Origin of the sequence: Bacillus sp. AR8-1 (assembly GCF_008042345.1) — a bacterium.
In the GTDB taxonomy this organism is placed as follows: Bacteria; Bacillota; Bacilli; order Bacillales; family Bacillaceae_G; genus Bacillus_A; species Bacillus_A cereus.
The window spans coordinates 317,344-341,058 of the sequence record NZ_QNUB01000016.1; the positions used below are offsets into that span (position 1 = coordinate 317,344).

Here is a 23,715-nt window from a genome sequence, read left to right on the forward strand (position 1 = left end):
GACGGTCTTTTTTTGTTATATAAATATAAAAAATAGGAGGGAACTATGCAAATGAAAAGTACTAAAAGGCATATTTCAATGGTTTCATTAGTTTTTCTAGTATTATTTTCAGTGCTGAATGTGTGGGCTCCAGTTATTCAAGCTGCTGTGATGAAAAGTCCAGTGGACGAAATTAATATTTCCCGTACTGATGGCACGACATCTGAACCGTATCAAGCCTCAGATGGTATGAAAGTAGAAGTGAAGTGGTCAGCTAAAGAAAAAATAAAAAGTGGAGATCAATTCACAATTGATATGCCAAAAGAGTTTCGAAAAGACCTTATGAATATGAGTTTTCCTTTAAAAGATGCTGAAGGAAAAACAGTTGGTACATGTGAGATGAAAAAGGGTCTATTAACATGTACTATGGGTGATTACGTAGAAGGAAAGAATAACATTAAAGGTTCTTTATTCGTAGAATTCTACTTTGGTCTAGAAGCATATGATGGTGTTAAAGAAATTCCATTAGAATTTAACGTTGATGGTCAAATCGTCAATAAAGAAGTAAATGTAAGTAATACGACAGAGAGACCGAAGCCACAGCCCAATACAGATAATCTATTGAAATGGGGTTCTTATAATCAAGAAGATCCTTCGATTGCTGATTGGCTTGTATATGTAAATGCAACTGGGACAGAAATGCAAGATCTTAAATTAACAGATACATTAGGACCTGGGCATGAGTTAATTACAGACAGCGTAGTATTAGAAGAGGCTGTATTTGAAGATGGTTATGCACCAACAAATATTAAGCCAGCAGATTTATCTAACATTAAAATAAATGCAACGAAGACTGGATTTACAATTGAGTTTCCAGACAGTTCAAAAGGTTATATTTTAAGATATAAAACAAAGATTACTAATCCTGCTGCAAAGCCTCATAAAAATACTGTGAAATTAGAAGGTAAAAATATTAAAACTGAAGAAAAAGTAGGACAAGTATTCGTAAGTGGTGGAGGGGGAACCGGTTCAGGTGACGATAATCCACCTAGCATTGAAAAAAATATAGTTGATGAGAATGGCAAGCTTGTAGAGAATGAGCAGTTAACACAAATGGATCAAGTTATTCAATACCAAGTTGGTACACATATACCGAACGATCCTCCTAAATACACATCTATGGTAATTAGTGATGATTTAGAAGATGTTTTAGAAGTATTAGAGGCAAAGGTGTATGATCAAAATGGCCAAGATATTACTTCTAAAGGAACGTTAAATATAGATAAACAAAGAAGTGAAGTAACATTTACATTTGGTGAGAGTTTTGACTATAAGTCATATGAAGACCAGATAATTAACCTTAGTATTAAGGCGAAAATTAAAAATAATGCAGACTTATCTTCTTACGTAGATAAGAAGATTCCTAATAAAGCGGAATTACATTTTGATGATAAAACATTAACATCAAAAGAAGTAACTATTACGCCGCCTGAAGCTCCAAAAGATGGTACAGTATCGCTTCATAAAATAGATTCTGAGAATCCGAACAAAGGGTTAAAAGGTGCCGAATTTGAAGTTCGAAATAGTGCAAATGAAGTTGTTGTAAAACTGAAAACGGACGAAAAAGGTTTTTCAGTACCTCAAACTTTAGCTCCTGGGACGTATAAAGTTTATGAAACAGTAGCACCAGAAGGATATCAAAAATTAACAAGCCCAGTAGAGGTTACACTTCAAGCTGGAGAAACAAAAACAATTGAAATTAAAAATACTATGCAAAAGGGTCAAATTGAAGTAAAGAAAATTGATTCGGAAAATGGTGAAAAACCATTAGCAAATGCAGAGTTTGATATAGTAAAAGACGGTGTAGTAGTCGAACATATTGTTACAGATAAAGATGGTAAGGCAATCTCTAAACCGTTAGCACCAGGAAAATATATTTTAAAAGAAACAAAAGCACCTGAAGGCTACCAATTAAAAGAAACAGAGTTCGAAGTAAATGTAACAGGGGACGGCATATTCCCAATACAAGTGGAAAATGCAATGGTAGACAAAGGTAATATAGAAATTACAAAAGTGGACAAAGAAAACGGGGCAGTATTAGCCGGTGTCGAATTTGAAGTCCAAGATGAGAAAAATGACGTAGTAAGAAAAGTAGTAACAGATAAAGATGGAAAAGCAAACGTTTCAGATCTATCAGTAGGAAAGTACAAATTAGTAGAGACGAAAAGCTTACCAGGTTACAAAAATCTAGCAGAACCAGTACGATTTGAAATTACAAAAGGTATGACAAAAGCTTTAGTAATAAAAGTAGAAAATGAGCAGTTAGACAAAGGCTCAGTAGAAATTACAAAAATAGATAAAGATAGTCAAAAAGTATTAGAAGGCGTAGTCTTCGAAGTGCAAGATGAGCAAGGAAAAGTAGTAACAGAAGTAAAAACAGATAAAGATGGTAAAGCAAAAATCTCAGATTTATCAGTAGGAAAGTACAAATTAGTAGAGACGAAAAGTTTACCTGGCTACAAAAAGCTAACAGAACCAGTATCATTCGAAATTACAAAAGGTATGACAACAGTCCTATCATTGAAAGTAGAAAATGAACAGTTAGATAAAGGTTCAGTAGAAATTACAAAAGTAGATAAAGACAACAAAAAAGCATTAAAAGGCGTAGTCTTTGAAGTGCAAGATGAAGCTGGAACAGTAGTAAAGGAAGTAAAAACAGATAAAGATGGTAAAGCAAAAATCTCAGATCTATCAGTAGGAAAGTACAAATTAGTAGAGAAAGAAAGTTTACCAGGCTATAAGAAACTAACAGATTCAGTATTATTTGAAATTAAAAAAGGCATGACTGAAGTTCTATCATTAAAAATAGAAAATGAAATGGTAGATACGGGAAATGTAGAGATAACAAAGATAGATAAAGATAATAAAGCACCGTTAGCGGGAGTAACATTCATCGTCCAAGATGAAAAGGGGAATGAAGTTACAAAAGTAACGACAGATAAAGATGGAAAAGCAAATGTTTCAGATTTACCTGTAGGAAAGTATGAATTAGTAGAGGTAGAAAGTTTACCTGGTTATAAAAAGCTAGAAAAACCAGTATCATTTGAAATCAAAAAAGGCATGACCGAAGTTCTATCATTAAAAGTAGAAAATGAAATGGTGGATACAGGGAATGTAGAGATAACAAAAATAGATAAAGATAGTAAAGCTCCATTAGAAAATGTTGTATTTGAAGTACGTGATTCAAAAGGAAAAGTAGTTGCGAAAGTAACGACGGATAAAGAAGGAAAAGCAAACGTTTCAGATTTACCTATTGGGAAGTATGAGTTGGTGGAAGTAGAAACACCGGCAGGATACAAACCACTAGAAAAGCCAGTTTCATTCGAAATTGAAAAGGGTAGAGTAACAGCGCTAAAGCTAACAGTAGAAAATGAATTAGTGGATACAGGAAATGTAGAAATTACAAAAGTAGATAAAGAAAATAAAGATGCTTTAGCTGATGCAGTATTTGAGATTCAAGATGCAGCAGGACAAGTAGTCGCTAAAATAACGACAGATAAAAAAGGACAAGCACAAGTTACTAATTTATCAGTCGGCACATACAAGTTAGTAGAAGTAAAGGCACCAAAAGGGTATAAACAATTAGTAGATCCGATTGCTTTCCAAATTGAAAAAGGCATGACAAAATCTCTTGCTTTAACAGTAGAAAACGAAATGTTAGACAAGGGAAATGTGGAAGTAACAAAAGTAGATAAAGATAGTCAAAAAGTATTAGAAGGCGTAGTCTTCGAAGTACAAGACGAACAAGGTAAAGTAGTAAAGGAAGTAACAACAGATAAAAATGGTAAAGCAAAAATCTCAGACTTATCTGTAGGAAAGTACAAATTAGTAGAGAAAGAAAGCTTACCAGGTTACAAAAAATTAATAGAACCAGTATCATTCGAAATCAAAAAAGGTATGACGAAAGTTTTATCATTGAAAGTAGAGAACGAACAGTTAGATAAAGGTTCAGTAGAGATTACAAAAGTGGACAAAGAAAGTGGCGCAGTATTAGCGGGCGTAACATTCGAAGTGCAAGATGAAAAAGATAAAGTAGTAACAAAAGTAACGACAGATAAAGAAGGACAAGCAAACGTTTCCGATTTATCAGTAGGGAAATATAAGCTAGTAGAGGTAGAAAGCTTACCAGGATATAAAAAATTAGCAAAACCAGTATCGTTTGAAATTAAAAAAGGTATGACAGAAGTCTTATCACTAAAAGTAGAGAATGAACAGTTAGATAAAGGTTCAGTAGAAATTACAAAAGTGGACAAAGACAGCCAGAAGGCATTAGAAGGCGTAACATTCGAAGTGCAAGATGAAAAAGGCAAAGTAGTAACGAAAGTAACAACAGATAAAGAAGGAAAAGTAAAAATTTCAGATCTATCTGTAGGAAGTTACAAACTAGTAGAAGTAGAGAATTTACCAGGCTACAAAAAATTAACAGAGCCAGTATCATTCGAAATTAAAAAGGGTATGACAGAAGTCTTATCATTAAAAGTAGAGAATGAACAGTTAGACAAAGGTTCAGTAGAAATCACAAAAGTAGATAAAGATAGTCAAAAAGTATTAGAAGGCGTAGTCTTCGAAGTACAAGATGAGCAAGGCAAAGTAGTAACGGAAGTAAAAACAGATAAAAATGGTAAAGCAAAAATCTCAGACTTATCTGTAGGAAAGTACAAATTAGTAGAGAAAGAAAGCTTACCAGGTTACAAACAATTAACAGAACCAGTATCGTTTGAAATCAAAAAAGGAATGACAGAAGTTCTATCATTAAAAATAGAAAATGAAATGGTAGATACGGGAAATATAGAAATTACAAAAATAGATAAAGATAATAAGGCACCGTTAGCAGGTGTAGTCTTTGAAGTTCAAGACGACAAAGGCAAGGTGGTAACGAAAGTAACGACAGATAAAGCTGGAAAAGCAACAGTTTCAGATTTATCAGTAGGAAAGTACAAGTTAGTAGAAGTAGAGAGTTTACCAGGCTACAAAAAATTAGAAAAGCCTGTACCATTTGAAATTAAAAAAGGTATGACAAAATCTTTAACGTTCACTGTAGAAAATGAAATGGTAGATACGGGGAATGTAGAAATCACAAAAATAGATAAAGACAGTAAAGCACCATTAGAAAATGTTGTATTTGAAGTACGTGATTCAAAAGGAAAAGTAGTTGCAAAAGTAACAACGGATAAAGAAGGAAAAGCAAACGTTTCAGATTTATCTATTGGAAAGTATGAGTTAGTAGAAGTAGAAACACCGGCAGGATACAAACCACTAGAAAAGCCAGTTTCATTCGAAATTGAAAAAGGTAGAGTTACAGCATTACAATTGACTGTAGAAAATGAATTAGTGGATGTAGGAAATGTAGAAATTACAAAAGTAGACAAAGAAACGAAAGATGCTTTAGCTGATGCTGTATTTGAGATTCAAGATGAAGCAGGACAAGTAGTTGCTAAAATAACGACAGATAAAAAAGGACAAGTACAAGTTACTAATTTATCAGTTGGAACATACAAGTTAGTAGAAGTAAAAGCACCAAAAGGATATAAGCAATTGGTAGATCCGATTACTTTCCAAATTGAAAAAGGCATGACAAAATCTCTTGCTTTAACAGTAGAAAATGAAATGTTAGACAAGGGAAATGTAGAAGTAACAAAAGTAGATAAAGATAGCCAAAAAGTATTAGAAGGCGTAGTCTTCGAAGTTCAAGACGACAAAGGCAAAGTAGTAACAGAAGTAACGACAGATAAAGATGGAAAAGCAAACGTTTCAGATCTATCAGTAGGAAAATACAAATTAGTAGAGACGAAGAGCTTACCAGGTTACAAGAAGTTAACGGAACCAGTATCATTCGAAATTAAAAAAGGTATGACAAAAGTCTTATCATTGAAAGTAGAGAATGAAAAGTTAGACAAAGGTTCAGTGGAGATTACAAAAATGGCCGCTGAAAGCAAGGAAGTCTTATCAGGAGCTGTGTTTGAAGTTCATGATGACAAGGGAAAAGTAGTAGTGAAAGTAACAACAGATAAAGATGGAAAGGCAAAAATCGCAGATCTATCTGTAGGTAACTACACACTAGTAGAAGTAGAAGCACCAAAAGGATATGAAAAATTAACTAATCCAATTCCATTTGAAATTACAAATGGAATGATAAATGCAGTTCAATTAGAAGTATTAAACAAATTGAATCATTTAGCACCACCAGGTCCAGAAACACCAGATCCAGAAAAGCCTGGAACACCAGATCCAGAAAAGCCTGGAACACCGAATCCAGAAAAGCCTGGAACACCAGATCCAGAAAAGCCTGGAACACCAAATCCAGAAAAGCCTGGAACACCAGATCCAGAAAAGCCTGGAACACCGAATTCAGAAAAACCGGAAAAAGAATTACCGAAGACAGGGCAGAAAATGCCTGTGGAACCATATATGGGAGCACTTCTTGTAATGATGAGTTTTGGATTATTCGTATTAGGTAGAAAACAGCAGAGATAATAAAAGTGAAAAGGTATCCTCAAAGTATTTGAGGATACCTTTTTTAGCATAAAAAAAGCATCTAGCAAAAGAACTAGATGCAAATAAAAACACATGGGAAGACAAAATTCTTCCCGTTTCCCGTATGTAATTATATCAAAAAAATTATAAAAAACTAGCTATATTTAAAATATAATTTTAAAAAAAGTTATATACATAAATAATTGCAATACTCGCAGTTTTATCTTCCTGAAAAAGTTATTTCTTTAGTTCCGAATATTAAGACTAATGTTGATAAATCTTCAGATAATTAGAAATAATGTCCAAAAGGATATATAATATTGCTTAAGAAATAGTTTTAATGGATTACATATATTTCATTTGGTGTATTAATTGAATATCATAATTTTTAATTTTATTAAGCAAGAATCTCGGTTACTTATTGCATTTCTAACATAGGGTGAGAAAGAAAAATACAATAGTGTGGAGGTTTTTATAATGACGTTTGTTCTTAGTAAAATGAGTGGCTTTAGCATAGAAGAAAAGGTACATGAATTTGAATCTAAAGGGTTTCTTGAAATCTCAAATGAAATCTTTTTACAAGAGGAAGAGAATCATAGTTTATTAACACAAGCACAGTTAGATTATTATAATTTGGAAGATGATGCGTACGGTGAATGCCGTGCTAGATCTTATTCAAGGTATATAAAGTATGTTGATTCACCAGATTATATTTTAGATAATAGTAATGATTACTTCCAATCTAAAGAATATAACTATGATGATGGCGGGAAAGTTAGACAGTTCAATAGCATAAATGATAGCTTTTTATGTAATCCTTTAATTCAAAATATCGTGCGTTTCGATACTGAGTTTGCATTTAAAACAAATATAATAGATAAAAGTAAAGATTTAATTATAGGCTTACATCAAGTAAGATATAAAGCTACTAAAGAAAGACCATCTTTTAGTTCACCTATTTGGTTACATAAAGATGATGAACCAGTAGTGTTTTTACACCTTATGAATTTAAGTAATACAGCTATCGGCGGAGATAATTTAATAGCTAATTCTCCTCGGGAAATTAATCAGTTTATAAGTTTGAAGGAGCCTTTAGAAACTTTAGTATTTGGACAAAAGGTCTTCCATGCCGTAACGCCACTTGGAACAGAATGTAGTACGGAGGCTTTTCGTGATATTTTATTAGTAACATTTTCTTATAAGGAGACAAAATGAGAGAGAATAAAATAATTATGATTTCTGGAGCCAATAGCGGTATAGGTCATGCTTGTATAAAATACTTTTTAGAAAAATCATTTCATGTAATAGCTCTTGATATTAATAATAATAACTTAATAGATTATATGAAAACAGATATGCCTTTGAAAGTAGTGCAAATTGATTTAAGTAATAGCGAAGCGATTCATAATCTTTTTACTCAATTAGATTTAGAAAAGCTTTCTCCTGATATATTAATAAATGCAGCTGGTATTCGAGAGATAACACCTGTTTTACATTTATCCGATGATATGTTTAAAAAAGTAATTGATGTAAATTTAGTAGCACCATTTATCCTTTCTAGGGAAGTAGCTAAGCGATGGTGTGAATCGAAAATAAAAGGTTGTATTGTGAATATAGCATCGGTTTCTGGATTAATGGCTGAACCAGAGCGAGCTGCTTATGTGGCATCAAAGCATGCCTTAATCGGATTGACTAAACAGATGGCTATGGAATTTGGGAAGCAAAATATAAGAGTAAATAGCATTTCTCCCGGTGTTATTAGAACTGAACTTACAGAAGAATACTTTAGTAATAAAGCATTGATGTCTATGATAAAAAGTAATCAATCTTTAGATACTTGGGGGTTGCCGCAGGATATTGTTTCATGTATTGAGTACTTGATTTCTGATCAGGCCCGCTTTATTACTGGTTCTAATTTTGTAATTGATGGTGGTTGGACTGCTGGGAAAAACTTGTAGTTGAGTGTTTTTGAGGAAAAGCACCTGTCCTTTTTTAGGCTGGTGTTTTTCTCACTATAAACAGATTTTTTTATTGGAGGGGAATTAATTTGCTTCAAAAAAGTTTTAAGCAAGAGAAAACGGTACCGGCCTTAAAGATGATAGCATCAATGGTTATCTTTGGATCAGTTGGATTTTTTTCTGTTCAAACAAACTTACCTTCGTTTGAATTAGTGTTTGTAAGGTGTATTTTTGCGACAATATTTTTAAGTGTATGCTGGCTGCTTACAGGGCAATATAAACAAGATAAATGGGAACGAAAAGAAGTTATTCAAGTTTTAATATGTGGCTTTTTCTTAGTATTTAATTGGGTTTTCTTATTTAAAGCCTTTGAAAATATGTCAGTTACAATTGCTATCTCAGTTTATCATCTTGCACCAGTAATTGTACTGTTAATTGGAAGTATCGTCTTTAAAGAAAAATTAACATTAATATCTATCATTTCAATAGTTGTGTGTTTTGTGGGAGCTTTATTAATTGCTGGTATCGATGGAAGCTTCTCTTTCGGTTCATTAATGTCTTCAGGTATGATATGGGGATTTCTTGCAGCTCTCTTTTATGCATTTACAACTTTATTTGGTAAAGGGATTAACAAAATGAGTGCGTATGCAATGACATTTTTACAAACATTCTTGGGGATATTTCTTTTAATACCATTTATAGATTTAGATGCTTTTAGTGGCCTCACTCAAAGTAATTGGACATATATTATAGCTACTGGTTTTATTCACACAGGGATAGTGTATTATCTGTTTTTTGATAGTTTACGCCATTTATCTACAAAAACAATCTCAATATTAGTTTTTTTAGATCCGGCAGTGGCAATATTATTAGATACTGTACTTACTGGATTCCGTCCAACTTTAATGCAAATAACAGGAATTCTTTTTATTTTTATTGGCATGACTTTAACATTAAAAAAATCTAAAGATAAAAAACTGAGCCAAAAAGAAAAGCGAATTGAAAGCGATGCTAGTATATCTCAACAATAATGAAATATATTGTGTATAAAACGATAAACCTTGCATGAATCATGCAGGGTTTATTTGGTTCAATATAATTCATATTTATAATATGTAATTTTAAAAACTGAGGTATGTTTTTTAACATGCTTTTGATTCAACTATTTTTATTTGACTATAAATTTACAAAATTGTATATAAAACCTTATTTTTTGATAATATATAAGTAATAAATTCATAGAATTGGAGTGATGAGATGCAGCCGTTAGAAAGGGAGATTCATTCTAATATGCTGAAAGTGTGGAGGATTCACGCTTTAATTGGGGCGGCAGTTATACTAACAGTCGTAATTGCGTATTTCTTTTTTATGATTAACTTTAACTGGTGGGGCTGGTTGTTTGGACTATTAGTAACAGGAGCTATTATATTTATTCCACTTGATTATTTTGTGTTTCCAAATTTACGTCAGCGCTATTATAGTTACAGATTAAATGAAGAAGAGATTGAGATTCAAAAGGGAATGTTCGTTGTAAAACGCGTACTTATTCCGATGATCCGTGTGCAGCACGTAACGATTGAGCAAGGGCCGATTATGAGAAAGTATAATTTAGCAGAATTACACATTTCAACAGCCGCAACTTCTCATAGTATCCCAGGTTTAATGAAAGAAGAAGCAGAACAGCTGAAAAGACAAATTGGAGAACTTGCGAAAGTGAGTGATGAGGATGTATAAGAGGCAACATCCGATTACGATATTGTTAGGTATTAGGGTTGCGAGTTTGTTGCCACTTATTATTCTTGTTTTATTTAAACCTGATGAACAAGTGGAACCTTGGTATTTATTTTATCTTTTCCTTCTGGTTGTTTTATTCATCATGGCTATTTTTTCAGCAATTAAATGGTATTTTAAAGTGTACTGGCTTGAGAATAATATTTTACATATAAAGCACGGTGTTTTTGTAAAGAAGGAAAGCTATTTAAATAAAGAGCGTGTACAAAATATTAGTATGTCTTCTAACATCATTTATCAAATGCTCGGACTTATGAAGTTAAATATAGAAGTAGCCGGTGGTGGTAATGAACCAGAAGTGATGTTGGCTGGTATTAAAGAAGACGAGGCAAAACATTTAATCTCTTTATTACATAAGAAAGAAACTACTGTAAAAGAAGAAATAGAAGAGAAAGAAAGCAAGATGGTTTATCAGTTAACAGCGAAAGAGGTTTTAGCCGCAGCGATTACATCTGGTCGGTTCGGACTAGTGTTCTCTGGACTAGTACTTCTTTACACAAAGTTTGATTTTGTTCTTCCTGAAGGATTCACAAGTAAAGTAGAAGCGTATGTGATGGGAAACGGTGTTTATAAACTAATTGTAATTGCATTAATTTTAATGGTAATTTCATGGATTATTTCCACGGCTGGATATGTGTTGAAATATGCAAACTTTAAAATTGAGCGAAAAGGGGAAGAGATTCGTATCGTTCAAGGATTATTTGAAAAGAAAGAGTTTGTCTTAAAATTGCACCGCATTCAAGCGATTACTGTAAAAGAAGGTATGCTTCGCCAGCCGTTTGGCTATTGTGCTGTTGAAGTGGAAGCAATTCAAAGTATTGGAGCAGCAAGTAACGAAGTAATGTTGCATCCATTTATGAAGAAAAAAGATGTACAGCCCCTGCTCACATATTTAGAGTTACCTTATGAAATCGAAGCGGAGATCGTTCACTTACCAAAAACAGCGTTGCGTCGTTATTTCATTATGGGCTGGTTAATAAGTATCATACTCACAGTTCTAATTGCCAGCGTGAGTATATATTTTAAACAATATATTGCGTTGTTTGTTATTTTACCGTTATTTATCGTGTTTTCGTTACTTGCGTATGCTAGATATAAAAGTGGTGGTTATGAATTAAGAGAAAATCAACTAACGGTTGTATATCGTAATTTTTCGAAATATACAGGAATAATGCGAAGAAGACATGTTCAAGCAGTAGGTTATGATCAATCGTATTTTCAAAGAAAAGATGAATTATGTACAACTCTTGTAGCGGTAGCCGGGCGCGGTTATGAAGTAAAGCATATGAGAAAAAAAGATTCGCTTCGTATATATAATTGGTACAAAGAAAAAGGAAACACCGGTGTGTAATGGTGTTTCCTTTTTGTCATTAAATCGATATCTTTAGTCGAATCGTTGATATATTTCAAGATGTGATAGATATATTCGAAAAATCGTTGATATATTCAAAGATGTGATAGATATATTCGAAAAATCGTTAATATAATTTCACGTACTGATAGTGTTGTATTACTTTTTAATTAAACTAACACATCAAAAGTAGTCACGAACGACGGACGAGAGAAAATACTCTTTTGCTGTTCGGCATGTGGATGCGCCTGTGCTTGTCCTTCTGCTTGCGTGGGACGTTTTTTATGAGCATTTTCGAATGAACGTGATTCTGTCCAGTCTTTAAAGTTTTGCTCTGTTTCCCACATCGTTAAGATGACATATGTATCGTTACTTAATGGGCGTAGAACACGGATCGCTTGGAATCCTGGTTCGTTTTCAATAAGACCTGCGCGGTTTTTAAAGCGGTTTTCAAATACTGGGCGACCTTCGTCTGTGACAGAAATGTTGTTACAAACGATATAGCCAGATTGTCCTTTAAATTCACCGACAGCATCTAGTACGTCATACTGAAGTGAGCCTTCTACAGATTCTTCTGTATTTTCTTTATAAAACATATTTTTCTCATCATTTTTTGCAGTGAAATGTGATTGTTCTAGAGGTGTTTCGTATGAAATAATAGCCTTCACTTTAATGCCCCCTTACTAGTTTGTTTCTATTATATCAACTCTCTTAAAAAACTTCGAAGATTATATACATAAAGATACTTCTTTTTCAAATAATAAATGTACCATCATTTGGAAAGAAGGACGATGTATGAAGAAAGTAAAGTGGACTTTATTAGGCGGCGTCGCAACGTTTGTAGTAGCAATTGTACTCTATAAACTTATCGTGTTAGCTGGTGGCTATATGATGGATGAAAAGCAGCTTGTTTTCCACTCTTCATCACGTATTGTTGACCAGAAAGGAAAAGAAATTACGAAATTATACGTAGAAAATAGGGAACTCGTACCAGTCGAGCAAATTCCGAAGTATGTGCAGCAAGCGTTTGTTGCGGTGGAAGATTCCCGTTTTTATGAGCATCAAGGAATTGATTATCCGTCTATATTCCGGGCTCTTTATAAAGATACGTTAGCTGGAGAAAAGGTAGAGGGCGGTAGTACCATTACGCAGCAACTCGCTAAAAATGTCTTTTTAACTCGTGAAAAAACATTTACGCGCAAATTGAAGGAAGTCGCAATTTCTCTTCAATTAGAGCAAAAATATACGAAGCAACAAATTCTTGAAATGTATATGAATCATATTTATTTTGGTCATGGGGCTTACGGTATTCAAGCAGCAGCAAAGTTATATTTTAATAAAAATGTTGAGGATTTAACAGTAGAGGAAGGGGCAATGCTTGCAGGCCTTCCGAAGTCACCAAACGGATATTCACCTTATTTCTCCCCAGAGAAAAGTAAGGAGCGCCGTGATCTCGTATTGTCACTTATGCATAAACAAGGCTATTTGACTGCCGAAGATAGCGTACGTTATCAAGGAAAGACGATTGCTTTATATAAAAACTTAGACGAAAATGAGCTTGCATATATGCCGTATATTGATATGGTCATAGATGAAGCCGCTCGTTTATACGGGTTGTCTCATCAAGAAGTACTTCGCGGAGGATATACGTTTGTCGTACCTATGGATGAAAAGATTCAAAAGGTAGCATATAACCAGTTTCAAGATGCAAGGAATTTTCCTGGGAAAGAAGAAGGGGCGCAAGGTGCATTTTTATTAATGGATAATCGTACGGGAGGGATTAAAGCGGCGATTGGGGGAAGAAAGTACGTCCCGAGAGGATTTAATCGTGTTTTTGCCAAAAGGCAGCCTGGATCTGTTTTAAAACCACTTATCGTTTATGCACCAGCACTAGAAACGAAAAAGTATAATCCGTATTCTTTATTAACAAATGAAAGAAATTCTTTTGAAGGGTATGAACCTCGAAATTATAATCATGAGTATTCAAAAGAAATGACGATGTATGATGCGATTTTAGAGTCGGCAAACGTACCGGCAGTTTCTCTATTAAATGAGTTAGGGGTAGAAGAAGGAAAGCAGTATTTAGAAAAAGGAAATGTCCATATTGCAGATGCTGGTTTAAGTACAGCGCTTGGGGGGCTAAAAAATGGCGTTTCAACATTTGATCTTGTAAAAATGTATCGTTCATTTTTAGCAAATGGAAATATTATTGAGCCGCACGTTATTGATAAAGTATTAAATAGACACGGTGCAGTCATTGGGGAATCGCCAAAAGTAGAGACGAAAATCTTCTCGAAGCAGACAGCATGGTATATGACGAAAATGTTAGAAGGAGTTGTGAAGGAAGGAACAGCGAGAGTTGGTGTATATAACGGTGCGTTAGCTGGGAAAACAGGTACAACTTCATTGCCAAATGACGATAAGGGAGCAAGAGATATGTGGTTCGTCGGCTATACACCGAACTTAGTAGGCGCTGTTTGGATTGGTTATGACCGTACGGATAAGGAGCATCAGTTGCAAGGAGAAAGTGCATCTGCGACAAAATTGTTTAAGAAAATTTTAACGAAGGCTAATGTAGAACATAAAGAGAAGTTTATGAAGCCTGAAGGTGTGGAAACAATCGGCGCTCCGATTCGACTGCGCAAAATTGAAGATGTAAAAATGAAACTATCATTTAGCCCTTTCGGTTTATTTAAAGCAAAATTAAGTTGGAAACCACTTCCAGATAACAGAATTATGTACCGAATCTATAGAGTGGAGAACGGAATTCATACACATGTTAGCACTGTAAATGGTGCTGGGGAATATGAGGAAAAGTTCGTTAACATATTTTCAAAACCGAGCTTTTACGTTGTACCATATAATACACAAACGAATCGTGAAGGAGAAAAGTCAAAAGTAGCTAAACCATAGTTTTTCTCTGTGTTATAATAAGAATGTTGTGAAAATAGTAAGCGTTTTTACGAATGTTTGTGTCAATTTAATGAACAACGTACATAATATTATGCATTTTGTTTTTACAAGCTGTATAGTAAAAAAAGATAAATATCGAACGTATTCGAAGCATTGGTAAGGAAGGGAGCAAGGGTCTTGGTAAGAACTATAAATGAGACATTTTTAAAAGCATGTAGGGGGGAACGTACCGATTATGTACCAGCATGGTATATGCGTCAAGCAGGTCGTTCACAGCCGGAATATAGAAAGATTAAAGAAAAGTATTCTTTATTTGAAATTACACATAATCCAGAGTTATGTGCTTACGTTACAAAATTGCCGGTTGATCAATATAACGTAGACGCAGCAATTCTTTATAAAGATATTATGTCACCACTACCTGCAATTGGTGTGGATGTAGAAATTAAATCAGGTATTGGCCCAGTTATTGATAATCCAATCCGTTCTTTACAAGACGTAGAAAAACTAGGGGAAATCAATCCAGAAGATGACGTACCGTACATACTAGATACAATTCGTTTATTAACGACAGAAATGTTAGACGTACCGTTAATCGGTTTTTCAGGAGCTCCATTTACATTAGCGAGCTATATGATTGAAGGCGGTCCATCTCGTAACTACCATAATACGAAAGCGTTCATGTATGCAGAGCCAAAAGCTTGGTTTGCTTTAATGGATAAACTAGCAGATATGGTTATTACATATTTAAAAGCGCAAATAAACGCAGGAGCAAAAGCAGTTCAAATTTTCGATTCTTGGGTTGGAACAGTAAATGTAGCAGATTATCGCGTATTTATTAAACCAGCAATGGAGCGTATTTTTGCAGAAGTTCGTAAGATGGGTGTACCGATGATTATGCACGGCGTAGGAGCTGCACACTTAGTGAATGAGTGGCACGACTTACCGCTTGATGTAGTCGGCTTAGACTGGCGCTTACCGATTGAAGAAGCACGTGCACGTGGCGTTCATAAGGCGGTACAAGGTAATATGGACCCTTCATTCTTACTTGCACCATGGTCTGTTATTGAAGAACATGTAAAAGGTATTTTAGATCAAGGGATGAAACAGCCGGGTTATATCTTTAACTTAGGTCACGGTGTATTCCCAGAAGTAAATCCGGATACATTAAAACGTTTAACTACATTTATTCATGAATACTCTAAAGGGCAGTTAGCGAAGTAAAGGAGAATTGCTGTATGAAAAAGAAAATTGGTTTGCTTGTAATGGCATACGGAACGCCATATAAAGAAGAAGATATTGAACGTTACTATACACATATTCGTAGAGGAAGAAAGCCAAGTCCTGAAATGCTGAAAGATTTAACAGAGCGTTACCGTGCAATTGGTGGTATTTCTCCTTTAGCTACTATTACATTAGAGCAAGCTAAGAAGTTAGAGAAGCGTTTAAATGAAGTACAAGATGAAGTAGAGTACCATATGTATCTTGGCTTAAAACATATTGAACCGTTTATTGAAGATGCAGTGAAAGATATGCATAACGACGGAATACAAGATGCAATCGCACTTGTTCTTGCACCTCACTATTCTACTTTTAGCGTGAAATCATACGTTGGACGAGCACAAGAAGAAGCTGAGAAACTTGGAAACTTAACAATTCACGGTATTGATAGCTGGTATAAAGAGCCGAAATTCATCCAGTACTGGGTCGATGCAGTGAAAGGTATATATAACGGCATGTCAGACGCAGAGCGTGAAAAAGCAGTACTAATCGTATCTGCACACAGCCTACCAGAGAAAATTATTGCAATGGGCGATCCATATCCAGATCAATTAAATGAAACAGCTGATTACATCGCGCGTGGCGCTGAAGTAGCAAACTATGCGGTAGGCTGGCAAAGTGCAGGAAACACACCAGATCCTTGGATTGGTCCAGATGTACAAGATTTAACGAGAGAACTAAATGAAAAGCACGGTTATACTTCATTCGTATATGCACCAGTTGGATTTGTTGCGGAACATTTAGAAGTTTTATATGACAACGACTTTGAGTGTAAAGTTGTAACGGATGAAATTGGCGCGAAATATTATCGTCCAGAAATGCCAAATGCATCGGACGCATTTATTGATTGCTTAACAGATGTTGTATTAAAGAAAAAAGAATCTGTACTGTAAGAAGAAAGGGGGAGCCTGCTTGAGGAAAAAAGTTGTGATCGTCGGCGGAGGCATCACTGGATTAACAACAATGTATAATTTACAAAAAAATATTCATGAAAAAAACTTGCCGATTGATACATTACTTATAGAAGCATCGGGTAAACTTGGCGGAAAAATTCAAACCGTTCGAAAAGATGGATTTACAATTGAACGCGGACCGGATTCTTTCTTAGCACGAAAAGAAAGTGCAGCTAGATTAGTGAAAGAATTAGGTCTTGGCGATGAACTTGTAAATAATCAAGCCGGTCAATCATTTATCCTCGTAAACAATCGGTTACATAAAATGCCGAGCGGATCAATGATGGGAATTCCAACGCAAATTACGCCGTTTCTATTTTCCGGGCTGTTCTCCCCAATTGGTAAATTAAGAGCTGGTTTTGATCTATTAATGCCGAGGTCAAAGCCAGTATCTGACCAATCACTCGGACAATTTTTCAGACATCGCCTCGGAAACGAAGTGGTTGAAAACTTAATAGAACCGTTACTATCAGGTATTTATGCAGGGGATATTGATGAAATGAGCTTAATGTCAACATTCCCGCAAATGTATCAAATTGAGCAGAAACATCGCAGTATTTCACTCGGTATGCGTACGCTCGCTCCGAAAGAAGAGAAAGCTGAACCGAAAAAAGGAATCTTCCAAACAGTGAAAACAGGTTTAGAATCTATCGTAGAATCTCTCGAAGCAAAGATGCATGAAGGTACGATAATAAAGGGAACTCGCATTGAAAAAGTTGCAAAACAGGGTGATGGTTATACGATTACTCTTAGTAACGGAAAAGAAATAGAAGCGGACGCCATCGTAGTGGCAACTTCGCATAAAGTATTGCCGTCCATGTTTGCTCAGTACAAGCAGTTTCGTTTCTTCCGTAATATTCCATCCACATCCGTTGCGAATGTCGCACTTGCTTTCCAAAAGTCCGCAATCCAGCGCGATATTAATGGTACAGGATTTGTCGTATCACGAAATAGCGATTACACCATTACAGCATGTACGTGGACGCATAAAAAATGGCCACATACAACGCCAGAAGGAAAAACACTCCTTCGCTGTTACGTTGGACGTGCTGGTGATGAAGCGGTTGTAGAACAAACTGAAGAAGAACTCGTTCAGCTTGTACTAGAAGATTTAAGAAAGACGATGGATATTACAGAGGATCCAGAGTTTACAATCGTAAGTCGCTGGAAAGAAGCGATGCCCCAATATACAGTAGGTCATAACGAGCGAATGAAACAGCTCACAACATTTATGGAGAAAGAGTTACCTGGTATATATTTGGCAGGTAGCTCCTATGCTGGTGCTGGACTTCCAGATTGTATTAATCAAGGTGAGGAAGCTGCAAAGCGTGTATTATCTCATTTGGAGAAAGTAATAGATGCTGAATTAATCGCACAATAAACTATAAGAAACGCCTTCAATCATATTGAAGGCGTTTCGTTTATTATATAAAATATTTATTCGCCAATAAACATATATAAGTTATTTGGCTTTATAACGGCATCTCCTGCATAAATAATCCACTCTGTTAAGTTATCAAAATCTAAATGATAACTATTTCCTTCACTCATATCTTTTATAAAATATGGTTCATTAATGAGTATTCCTTGAATGAAATCTTCCGTAATGTTTTGCATTTCAAACCACATATGTTCACTTTTTCCTTCTTCGTAGGAGACACCAAACTTAGCAAGGAAACGAAAATCTTCATTTGATTGTTCAATATGAAAAATGTTGCTGAAATACCCGAAAGTATTTTTCGCATTGTAAGCCATACGAGCCGTTTCACTATTTGTTTTATAGAACATGAGCCCTGTAGCTTCCTCGTGTTCTTTGAAAAAACTTTCAATATATTCTTCTGAAGTATTAAATTTGAATAAGAGAACGGATGGAGATTGATGGTATTCATCTCGGGCATCCATTCCGCCTAAGAATGTATTTTGTGCATCTATTGGTTGTAGTTTCACTTCTTCATCCTCGATTGAAGATAATTGGTCCATACTCGTTTTATGCCCTATATAAGATAATCCTTTTTCCCACGGAACAGCGACTGTATGTATAGAACCTTGCTGACTATGCGCGATAACGATAGGCTCATTCATAGGGACTTGTCCATTCTCAACGGCATTATTAGCAAATGTTTGAAAGAGATCGCCAATGCCGTAGTAGGAAGAAATGCGATTTGGAATAATTAACTCTATTTCAGTTACGCCTGCTCTTAAAAGACCATGTGTATGAAACCAATATTGCGTAGGCTCATCATCTTTATCGTCTTCATAAACAGAATGAATAACGTACAAGTCAGGAATGTCAGGTAATAATTCATTTTCAACGTGATATTCAATATAGCTTCTAGATATCACTTTCATTGCTGCACTTGAATCTATTACAAATAACAAATCTGGGGCGAGATTCCATAAAAACTGTAACTGCTGGAAAAAGCAGTCCAGTACATCGCCTACAAATAGCGTACGAGTGAAAATTTCAGTGCCGAAAGCCACATCTTCAAAATTACGATCTACAATTGTAGAATCTTGTCTATTGTACATTTTATATTCTTCTGGGTCGTTCGCCTCATCAATATGCAGTTCATACGGTATGACTGTTTCACCCATATGTAATTCAACAATAAGGCTTGTCTCATCACTATAAACAATTTTTAACTCATCAACTTTAGTAGCGATAATTTCTAGTCGGTGTTTTAACTGCTCAATTGTAATTCTAGTTGGTATAACAGCAATCATATCTGAAAAATGACGTTCTAATGTTCCATTCATAGCTGCGCGGTATGTTTCTGTTTGCACTTCCATCCAATCACTCCTATTCAAATGAATCCATTTTACATGCCAATCAAATATCGATATTTTCTGTTTTCTCTCTCTAACATTATAGAGTGCATTTGTAGAAGGTGTAAAATTATTATTTTGTATTATAGTTTGAAAGCTTGTAAATTAAATAAATCTTTTGTAAAATTTGTCGAAAAAAAGTTCTATATAACGAATCATTTGTTATGATAGAAATGCTGAGAAAATATGAAATAGGGAGAGGAAAATGGCTGTGAAGAAATTGTTAAGCGTCTTTTTATCATTCTTGCTATTGCTTTCATTTACTGGAACTTTAGCGCAAGCAGAAGAAACTGCTTCTATGTCAGTAGAAAAAGCAATTCAAGTATTTAAGCAGCAAGGGAAAACGAAGGGGATTGTGGAAGGATATATTGTTGGATATACGCAAAGTTCTTCTAAATATACGAAGGATCCAGCTAAGTTTGATGATACAAACGTAGCAATTGCAGATTCGCCAAACGAAACGAATCCAGACAAAATCATGCCCGTTCAGTTGCCAAAAGGTGATGTGAGAACGGCAGTGAATGTAAAAGATCACCCTGAAAATATCGGGAAGAAAGTTAGTTTGACTGGGACTCTTGAATTATATTTTAGTAACCCAGGTCTAAAATCAGTAACAGCTTATAAGTTTCAAGGTGAAGGACAAAATCGTGTTAGCGATGTAGTAGCTTCGCCGAACGGCGGAGAAGTTGCTAAAGGAACAGCGGTAACATTAACGACGAATACAGAAGGCGCAACAATCTACTATACGTTAGATGGCTCTAATCCTACTAATAAAAGTGTTCGTTATAATGGACAAATTATAGTGAATGAAAATAGTGTAGTGAAAGCAATCGCAGAAAAAGAAGGACTTACTTCTTCAGCAATTTCGACATTTTCATTTATTATCGTAAATAATGAACAGGTTCGTATTCATGACATTCAAGGAAAATCACATATGTCTCCTTACAACGGGAAGAAAGTAAACAATGTGGAAGGCGTTGTCACAGCGCTTGATAAAAACGGCTTTTATATAGAAGATAATCAGCCAGATAATGATCCAGCTACTTCAGAAGGTATGTACGTATATAAAAAAGATGCGAATGTAGCAGTAGGAGATCTTATTCAAGTTGATGGAGTAGTAGAAGAATATGTAGGAGCAGGATATGCAGAGCGATTTGAAACAGACTTAACGACGACAGAAATTAAGGCGAGTCGCGTTGCTGTAATCGCAAAAGATCAATCTTTGCCGGCACCGATTGTACTTGGAGAAAACGGTGTGAAAATCCCGGACCAGATTATTGATAATGATGCATTTGGTTTATTTGATCCAAATGAAGATGCAATCGACTTCTATGAAAGTATAGAAGGTATGCGTGTTACGATGCCAACACCAAAAATTATTACACCTCAGAAAAACGGGAATTTATATGTAACAGTAAAAAATGGTGGAGATAAAATAGTAACACAATATGGGACACCTCTATTAGATGAAAATCAATTAAACCCAGAGCGTCTTTCTGTAAAAGTACCTCGCGATTATGTAGCAAAAGTAGGAGATACTTTCACTGGAGATATAACAGGGGTAGTAGGATATGATTACGGTTCTTTCCGTATTTCGCCAATAACAGAACTGCCAGCTGTAGTGGATGGTGGATTTAAGCAAGTAGGCGCAAATATTCAGCCACGTCTTGATAAGTTAACGGTTGCTACATATAACATTGAAAACTTCTCAGCGAATAAAAAAGAAACAACAGATGAAAAGGTAAAAGCGTTAGCGTATTCTATTAAATACAACTTAAAAATGCCAGATATTATCGGTGTAGAGGAAATGCAAGATAATAACGGATCAATTAATGACGGTACAACAGATGCGTCATTAAGCGCAAAACGTATCATTGATGCAGTTCTAGAAATTCGTGGACCGAAGTATGAGTATGTAGAAATCGCTCCAAACAATAATCAAGACGGAGGAGCACCAGGAGCGAATATTCGCGTCGGCTTCTTCTATAATCCATCACGCGTGAAATTAGCGACGGTACCAAAGTTACTTGATAAAAATATTGTTCGTATTGGAGACGAAAATCCATTATTTGAAAGTACACGTAAACCGTTAGCGGCAGAATTTACGTTCCAAGGACAAAACATTGTTGTCGTTGCAAATCACTTAAACTCAAAACTAGGAGATGCAACGCCATTTGGAAAAGTGCAGCCGCTCGTATTAAAAAGTGAAGACAAACGAATTCAGTTAGCACAAGAAGTAAATCATTTCGTGCAAGGAATTCAGAAAAAGAATACGAATGCACCAGTTGTCGTGTTAGGTGATATGAACGATTTCGAGTTCTCTAAACCACTAAAAGCACTAGAGGGAACAATCTTAAAAGATATGTTAAACACAGTGCCGAAAGAGAATCGTTACACTTACATTCACGAAGGAAATGCACAAGTGTTAGATCATATTTTAGTAACAAACAACATCGCACCGCACACAATTGTAGATCCAGTGCACTTAAACTCAAACATAATGAAAGAGCACGGACGTGTAAGCGACCATGACCCAGTACTTGCTCAAATTGATTTGAAGAAAGCTTCTTAAAGAAAGGAACGCTTAGGTGACTAAGCGTTCTTTTTTTTTCATTGTTATAGAATAGTATAAAGAGATGATTCCTTTTTTTGTAATCTAATGATAAAATTAATTGAATATTTAGTTTTTTAAAGGGGGACAACAATGCAGTTACAAATAAATGGAAAGTTAATGAATCAGCTTGCAATTTTTTTTAGTACGATCGTCATGCTTCAGTTTGTAGCTGATATAACAGGACTTACAAGCAATCTAGATATTACGTATAACTTAATTAATACAGCAGCTTCTTATATAACATTTAGTTTGGCGGTTATTTTCACTTTAATAGGTGCAAGAAGAGAATTAAGTAAATATGCAATTATTTTATTATGTTCAGTGGTAGGTATTAAAGCAATTTATTTTGCGGTGTTCGTTATCTTATGGGGATTGGCAGGTACACCGTAAAGGGGAGGATGATTATATGTAATGATAATAAGAGCGTAATTCTCTATGTTAACTTAGGGAATTACGCTCTTATTCGTTCAATGATTTAGTCTGAAATTACTTGAAACGCCTTTCTACACCGCTCTCTTTTTTGCAACCTTCTTCTATATTTTTTTCTATCACGTTTTACTCCTTGTATATACATGATTAAGCTAACGAGGAGGAAGAAAGTGCATTGCATCGTTAAAATATACGGAGACATGCCATGCAACGGTTGTTTTGGGTCATATAAATGAAAAGGCGCTCCGCCTATTGTAGGGAATATCGTATTTAGCAGGACGTATGGAATGGAGGCAACTGCAAATGGGAAAAGAATCGCCATATAGTCCTTTTGTGACCACGCAGATGCTGCAAGTCCTAAAAGGGCCATTAAACCTGCAAATAAAAAATTAATTCCGATATATACAGCAATGTAAGTGAGGGGAGATTCGTAATATAAGTTTGCAAACATCCCATTATCATTTATAATGCCTGAACCAGCAGTCGGTTCTCCGTCTGGAATGGTTAATTTGCAAAATAATAACGATAAGATGAATGGAAATGTATAAAGAAATCCGCCACAAAAGAATGTAACGATATATTTCGTTACTGAATAAGGGAACAAAGAAATCCCTTTACTTACAAACGGTTTAAAACCATCTGATTTATCCGAATTGTAACTTGTACTAAAGGGGAAACTAGCAATAACGGGCATTAATAATAAATAAACATCCATTTCATTGTCGCGAAATCCAATCCATTTAACAGCTGTTGTTACAAAGGCATCCGTTCCATCCCCAATGTAACGAATTACATAATAATAATGGTAAATAAAAATAAGAGCTAGTCCACTAAACATAATAATTAAAGAAACACGATTACAAAAAGCTTGCTTTATATTTAAACGAAGCGCACGCATCATGACTGAAAAAGCCTCCACTATTTTGATAAACTTGTCTATTTTCTATATTACTATTAATTGTAAAGATTTTCTTGTTTTTTTATTTGATTATTTGAAAAAGAGGAATTTTGTTGTTGTGAAGTAAGGTTTAGCTGAAAGGGATTTTTCTAAAATATGGTTGACAATTAAGTATTACATTTGTAATC

Annotated in this window: 15 protein-coding genes; 12 read left to right on the plus strand and 3 right to left on the minus strand. The window is 35.0% G+C overall.

Annotation, left to right across the window (positions count from 1 at the left end; genetic code table 11):
• The first annotated feature begins 45 nt into the window (after positions 1–45).
• The 6 genes from DN400_RS11100 to DN400_RS11125 all read left to right on the plus strand — a co-directional run bounded on the left by DN400_RS11100 (position 46) and on the right by DN400_RS11125 (position 11,613).
• Positions 46–6,513, plus strand: coding sequence for a SpaA isopeptide-forming pilin-related protein (locus DN400_RS11100; RefSeq protein WP_098211783.1), 6,468 nt, complete (start codon positions 46–48; stop codon positions 6,511–6,513).
• Positions 6,514–6,990: 477 nt separating this feature from the next.
• Entirely contained in the window at positions 6,991–7,728 is a 738-nt protein-coding gene (locus DN400_RS11105) for a 2OG-Fe dioxygenase family protein (RefSeq protein WP_016082583.1), read from the plus strand.
• A complete protein-coding gene (locus DN400_RS11110; RefSeq protein ID WP_001208940.1) occupies positions 7,725–8,471 on the plus strand; it encodes an SDR family NAD(P)-dependent oxidoreductase in 747 nt (248 codons plus the stop codon). Before DN400_RS11105 ends, DN400_RS11110 begins: the two co-directional genes overlap by 4 nt.
• A gap of 89 nt (positions 8,472–8,560) precedes the next feature.
• Positions 8,561–9,502 (plus strand): DMT family transporter, encoded by a 942-nt coding sequence (locus DN400_RS11115; protein ID WP_000939632.1) that lies wholly within the window; start codon positions 8,561–8,563, stop codon positions 9,500–9,502.
• A gap of 226 nt (positions 9,503–9,728) precedes the next feature.
• Positions 9,729–10,205, plus strand: coding sequence for a PH domain-containing protein (locus DN400_RS11120; protein ID WP_001182718.1), 477 nt, complete (start codon positions 9,729–9,731; stop codon positions 10,203–10,205).
• Positions 10,198–11,613 (plus strand): PH domain-containing protein, encoded by a 1,416-nt coding sequence (locus tag DN400_RS11125; protein ID WP_065228431.1) that lies wholly within the window; start codon positions 10,198–10,200, stop codon positions 11,611–11,613. Before DN400_RS11120 ends, DN400_RS11125 begins: the two co-directional genes overlap by 8 nt.
• Positions 11,614–11,783: 170 nt before the next feature.
• Here DN400_RS11125 and hmoB read toward each other — a convergent pair whose 3' ends face one another.
• Complete coding sequence (hmoB, locus tag DN400_RS11130) at positions 11,784–12,281, minus strand: heme-degrading monooxygenase HmoB (protein WP_065228432.1); 498 nt, start codon at positions 12,279–12,281, stop codon at positions 11,784–11,786.
• A 127-nt stretch (positions 12,282–12,408) separates the two neighbouring features.
• Between hmoB and DN400_RS11135 the strand changes: the two genes are divergently transcribed.
• From DN400_RS11135 to hemY, 4 genes are all read left to right on the plus strand, one after another.
• Positions 12,409–14,526, plus strand: a complete 2,118-nt coding sequence (locus DN400_RS11135) for a transglycosylase domain-containing protein (RefSeq protein WP_065228433.1) — start codon at positions 12,409–12,411, stop codon at positions 14,524–14,526.
• A gap of 177 nt (positions 14,527–14,703) precedes the next feature.
• Positions 14,704–15,750: a uroporphyrinogen decarboxylase gene (gene hemE / locus DN400_RS11140; protein WP_000252605.1), complete on the plus strand. Its 1,047-nt coding sequence runs from the start codon at positions 14,704–14,706 to the stop codon at positions 15,748–15,750.
• Positions 15,751–15,764: 14 nt separating this feature from the next.
• Positions 15,765–16,700: a ferrochelatase gene (gene hemH, locus DN400_RS11145; RefSeq protein ID WP_088349107.1), complete on the plus strand. Its 936-nt coding sequence runs from the start codon at positions 15,765–15,767 to the stop codon at positions 16,698–16,700.
• Between the two features lie 19 nt (positions 16,701–16,719).
• Complete coding sequence (gene hemY / locus DN400_RS11150) at positions 16,720–18,141, plus strand: protoporphyrinogen oxidase (RefSeq protein ID WP_147801681.1); 1,422 nt, start codon at positions 16,720–16,722, stop codon at positions 18,139–18,141.
• A 56-nt stretch (positions 18,142–18,197) separates the two neighbouring features.
• Here the strand turns inward: hemY and DN400_RS11155 are convergent, their stop codons facing one another.
• Positions 18,198–19,550, minus strand: coding sequence for a DUF4026 domain-containing protein (locus tag DN400_RS11155; RefSeq protein ID WP_000453695.1), 1,353 nt, complete (start codon positions 19,548–19,550; stop codon positions 18,198–18,200).
• Positions 19,551–19,791: 241 nt separating this feature from the next.
• Here DN400_RS11155 and DN400_RS11160 point away from each other — a divergent pair, with 241 nt between their 5' ends.
• Entirely contained in the window at positions 19,792–22,158 is a 2,367-nt protein-coding gene (locus tag DN400_RS11160) for a DUF6359 domain-containing protein (protein ID WP_065228435.1), read from the plus strand.
• 132 nt (positions 22,159–22,290) lie between these two features.
• Positions 22,291–22,590: a hypothetical protein gene (locus tag DN400_RS11165; RefSeq protein WP_001176841.1), complete on the plus strand. Its 300-nt coding sequence runs from the start codon at positions 22,291–22,293 to the stop codon at positions 22,588–22,590.
• Between the two features lie 85 nt (positions 22,591–22,675).
• Here the strand turns inward: DN400_RS11165 and DN400_RS11170 are convergent, their stop codons facing one another.
• Positions 22,676–23,530, minus strand: a complete 855-nt coding sequence (locus DN400_RS11170) for a hypothetical protein (protein WP_000984164.1) — start codon at positions 23,528–23,530, stop codon at positions 22,676–22,678.
• Between the last annotated feature and the right edge of the window lie 185 nt (positions 23,531–23,715).

Excerpts from the sequence above, each read along its gene's own strand:
- DN400_RS11100 (WP_098211783.1), top strand. The coding sequence starts at position 46 with ATGCAAATGAAAAGTACTAAAAGGCATATTTCAATGGTTTCATTAGTT.
- DN400_RS11105 (WP_016082583.1), top strand. The coding sequence starts at position 6,991 with ATGACGTTTGTTCTTAGTAAAATGAGTGGCTTTAGCATAGAAGAAAAG.
- DN400_RS11110 (WP_001208940.1), top strand. The coding sequence starts at position 7,725 with ATGAGAGAGAATAAAATAATTATGATTTCTGGAGCCAATAGCGGTATA.
- DN400_RS11120 (WP_001182718.1), top strand. The coding sequence starts at position 9,729 with ATGCAGCCGTTAGAAAGGGAGATTCATTCTAATATGCTGAAAGTGTGG.
- DN400_RS11125 (WP_065228431.1), top strand. The coding sequence starts at position 10,198 with ATGTATAAGAGGCAACATCCGATTACGATATTGTTAGGTATTAGGGTT.
- DN400_RS11135 (WP_065228433.1), top strand. The coding sequence starts at position 12,409 with ATGAAGAAAGTAAAGTGGACTTTATTAGGCGGCGTCGCAACGTTTGTA.
- hemH (WP_088349107.1), top strand. The coding sequence starts at position 15,765 with ATGAAAAAGAAAATTGGTTTGCTTGTAATGGCATACGGAACGCCATAT.
- DN400_RS11155 (WP_000453695.1), bottom strand. The coding sequence starts at position 19,550 with ATGGAAGTGCAAACAGAAACATACCGCGCAGCTATGAATGGAACATTA.
- DN400_RS11160 (WP_065228435.1), top strand. The coding sequence starts at position 19,792 with ATGGCTGTGAAGAAATTGTTAAGCGTCTTTTTATCATTCTTGCTATTG.
- DN400_RS11165 (WP_001176841.1), top strand. The coding sequence starts at position 22,291 with ATGCAGTTACAAATAAATGGAAAGTTAATGAATCAGCTTGCAATTTTT.
- DN400_RS11170 (WP_000984164.1), bottom strand. The coding sequence starts at position 23,530 with ATGATGCGTGCGCTTCGTTTAAATATAAAGCAAGCTTTTTGTAATCGT.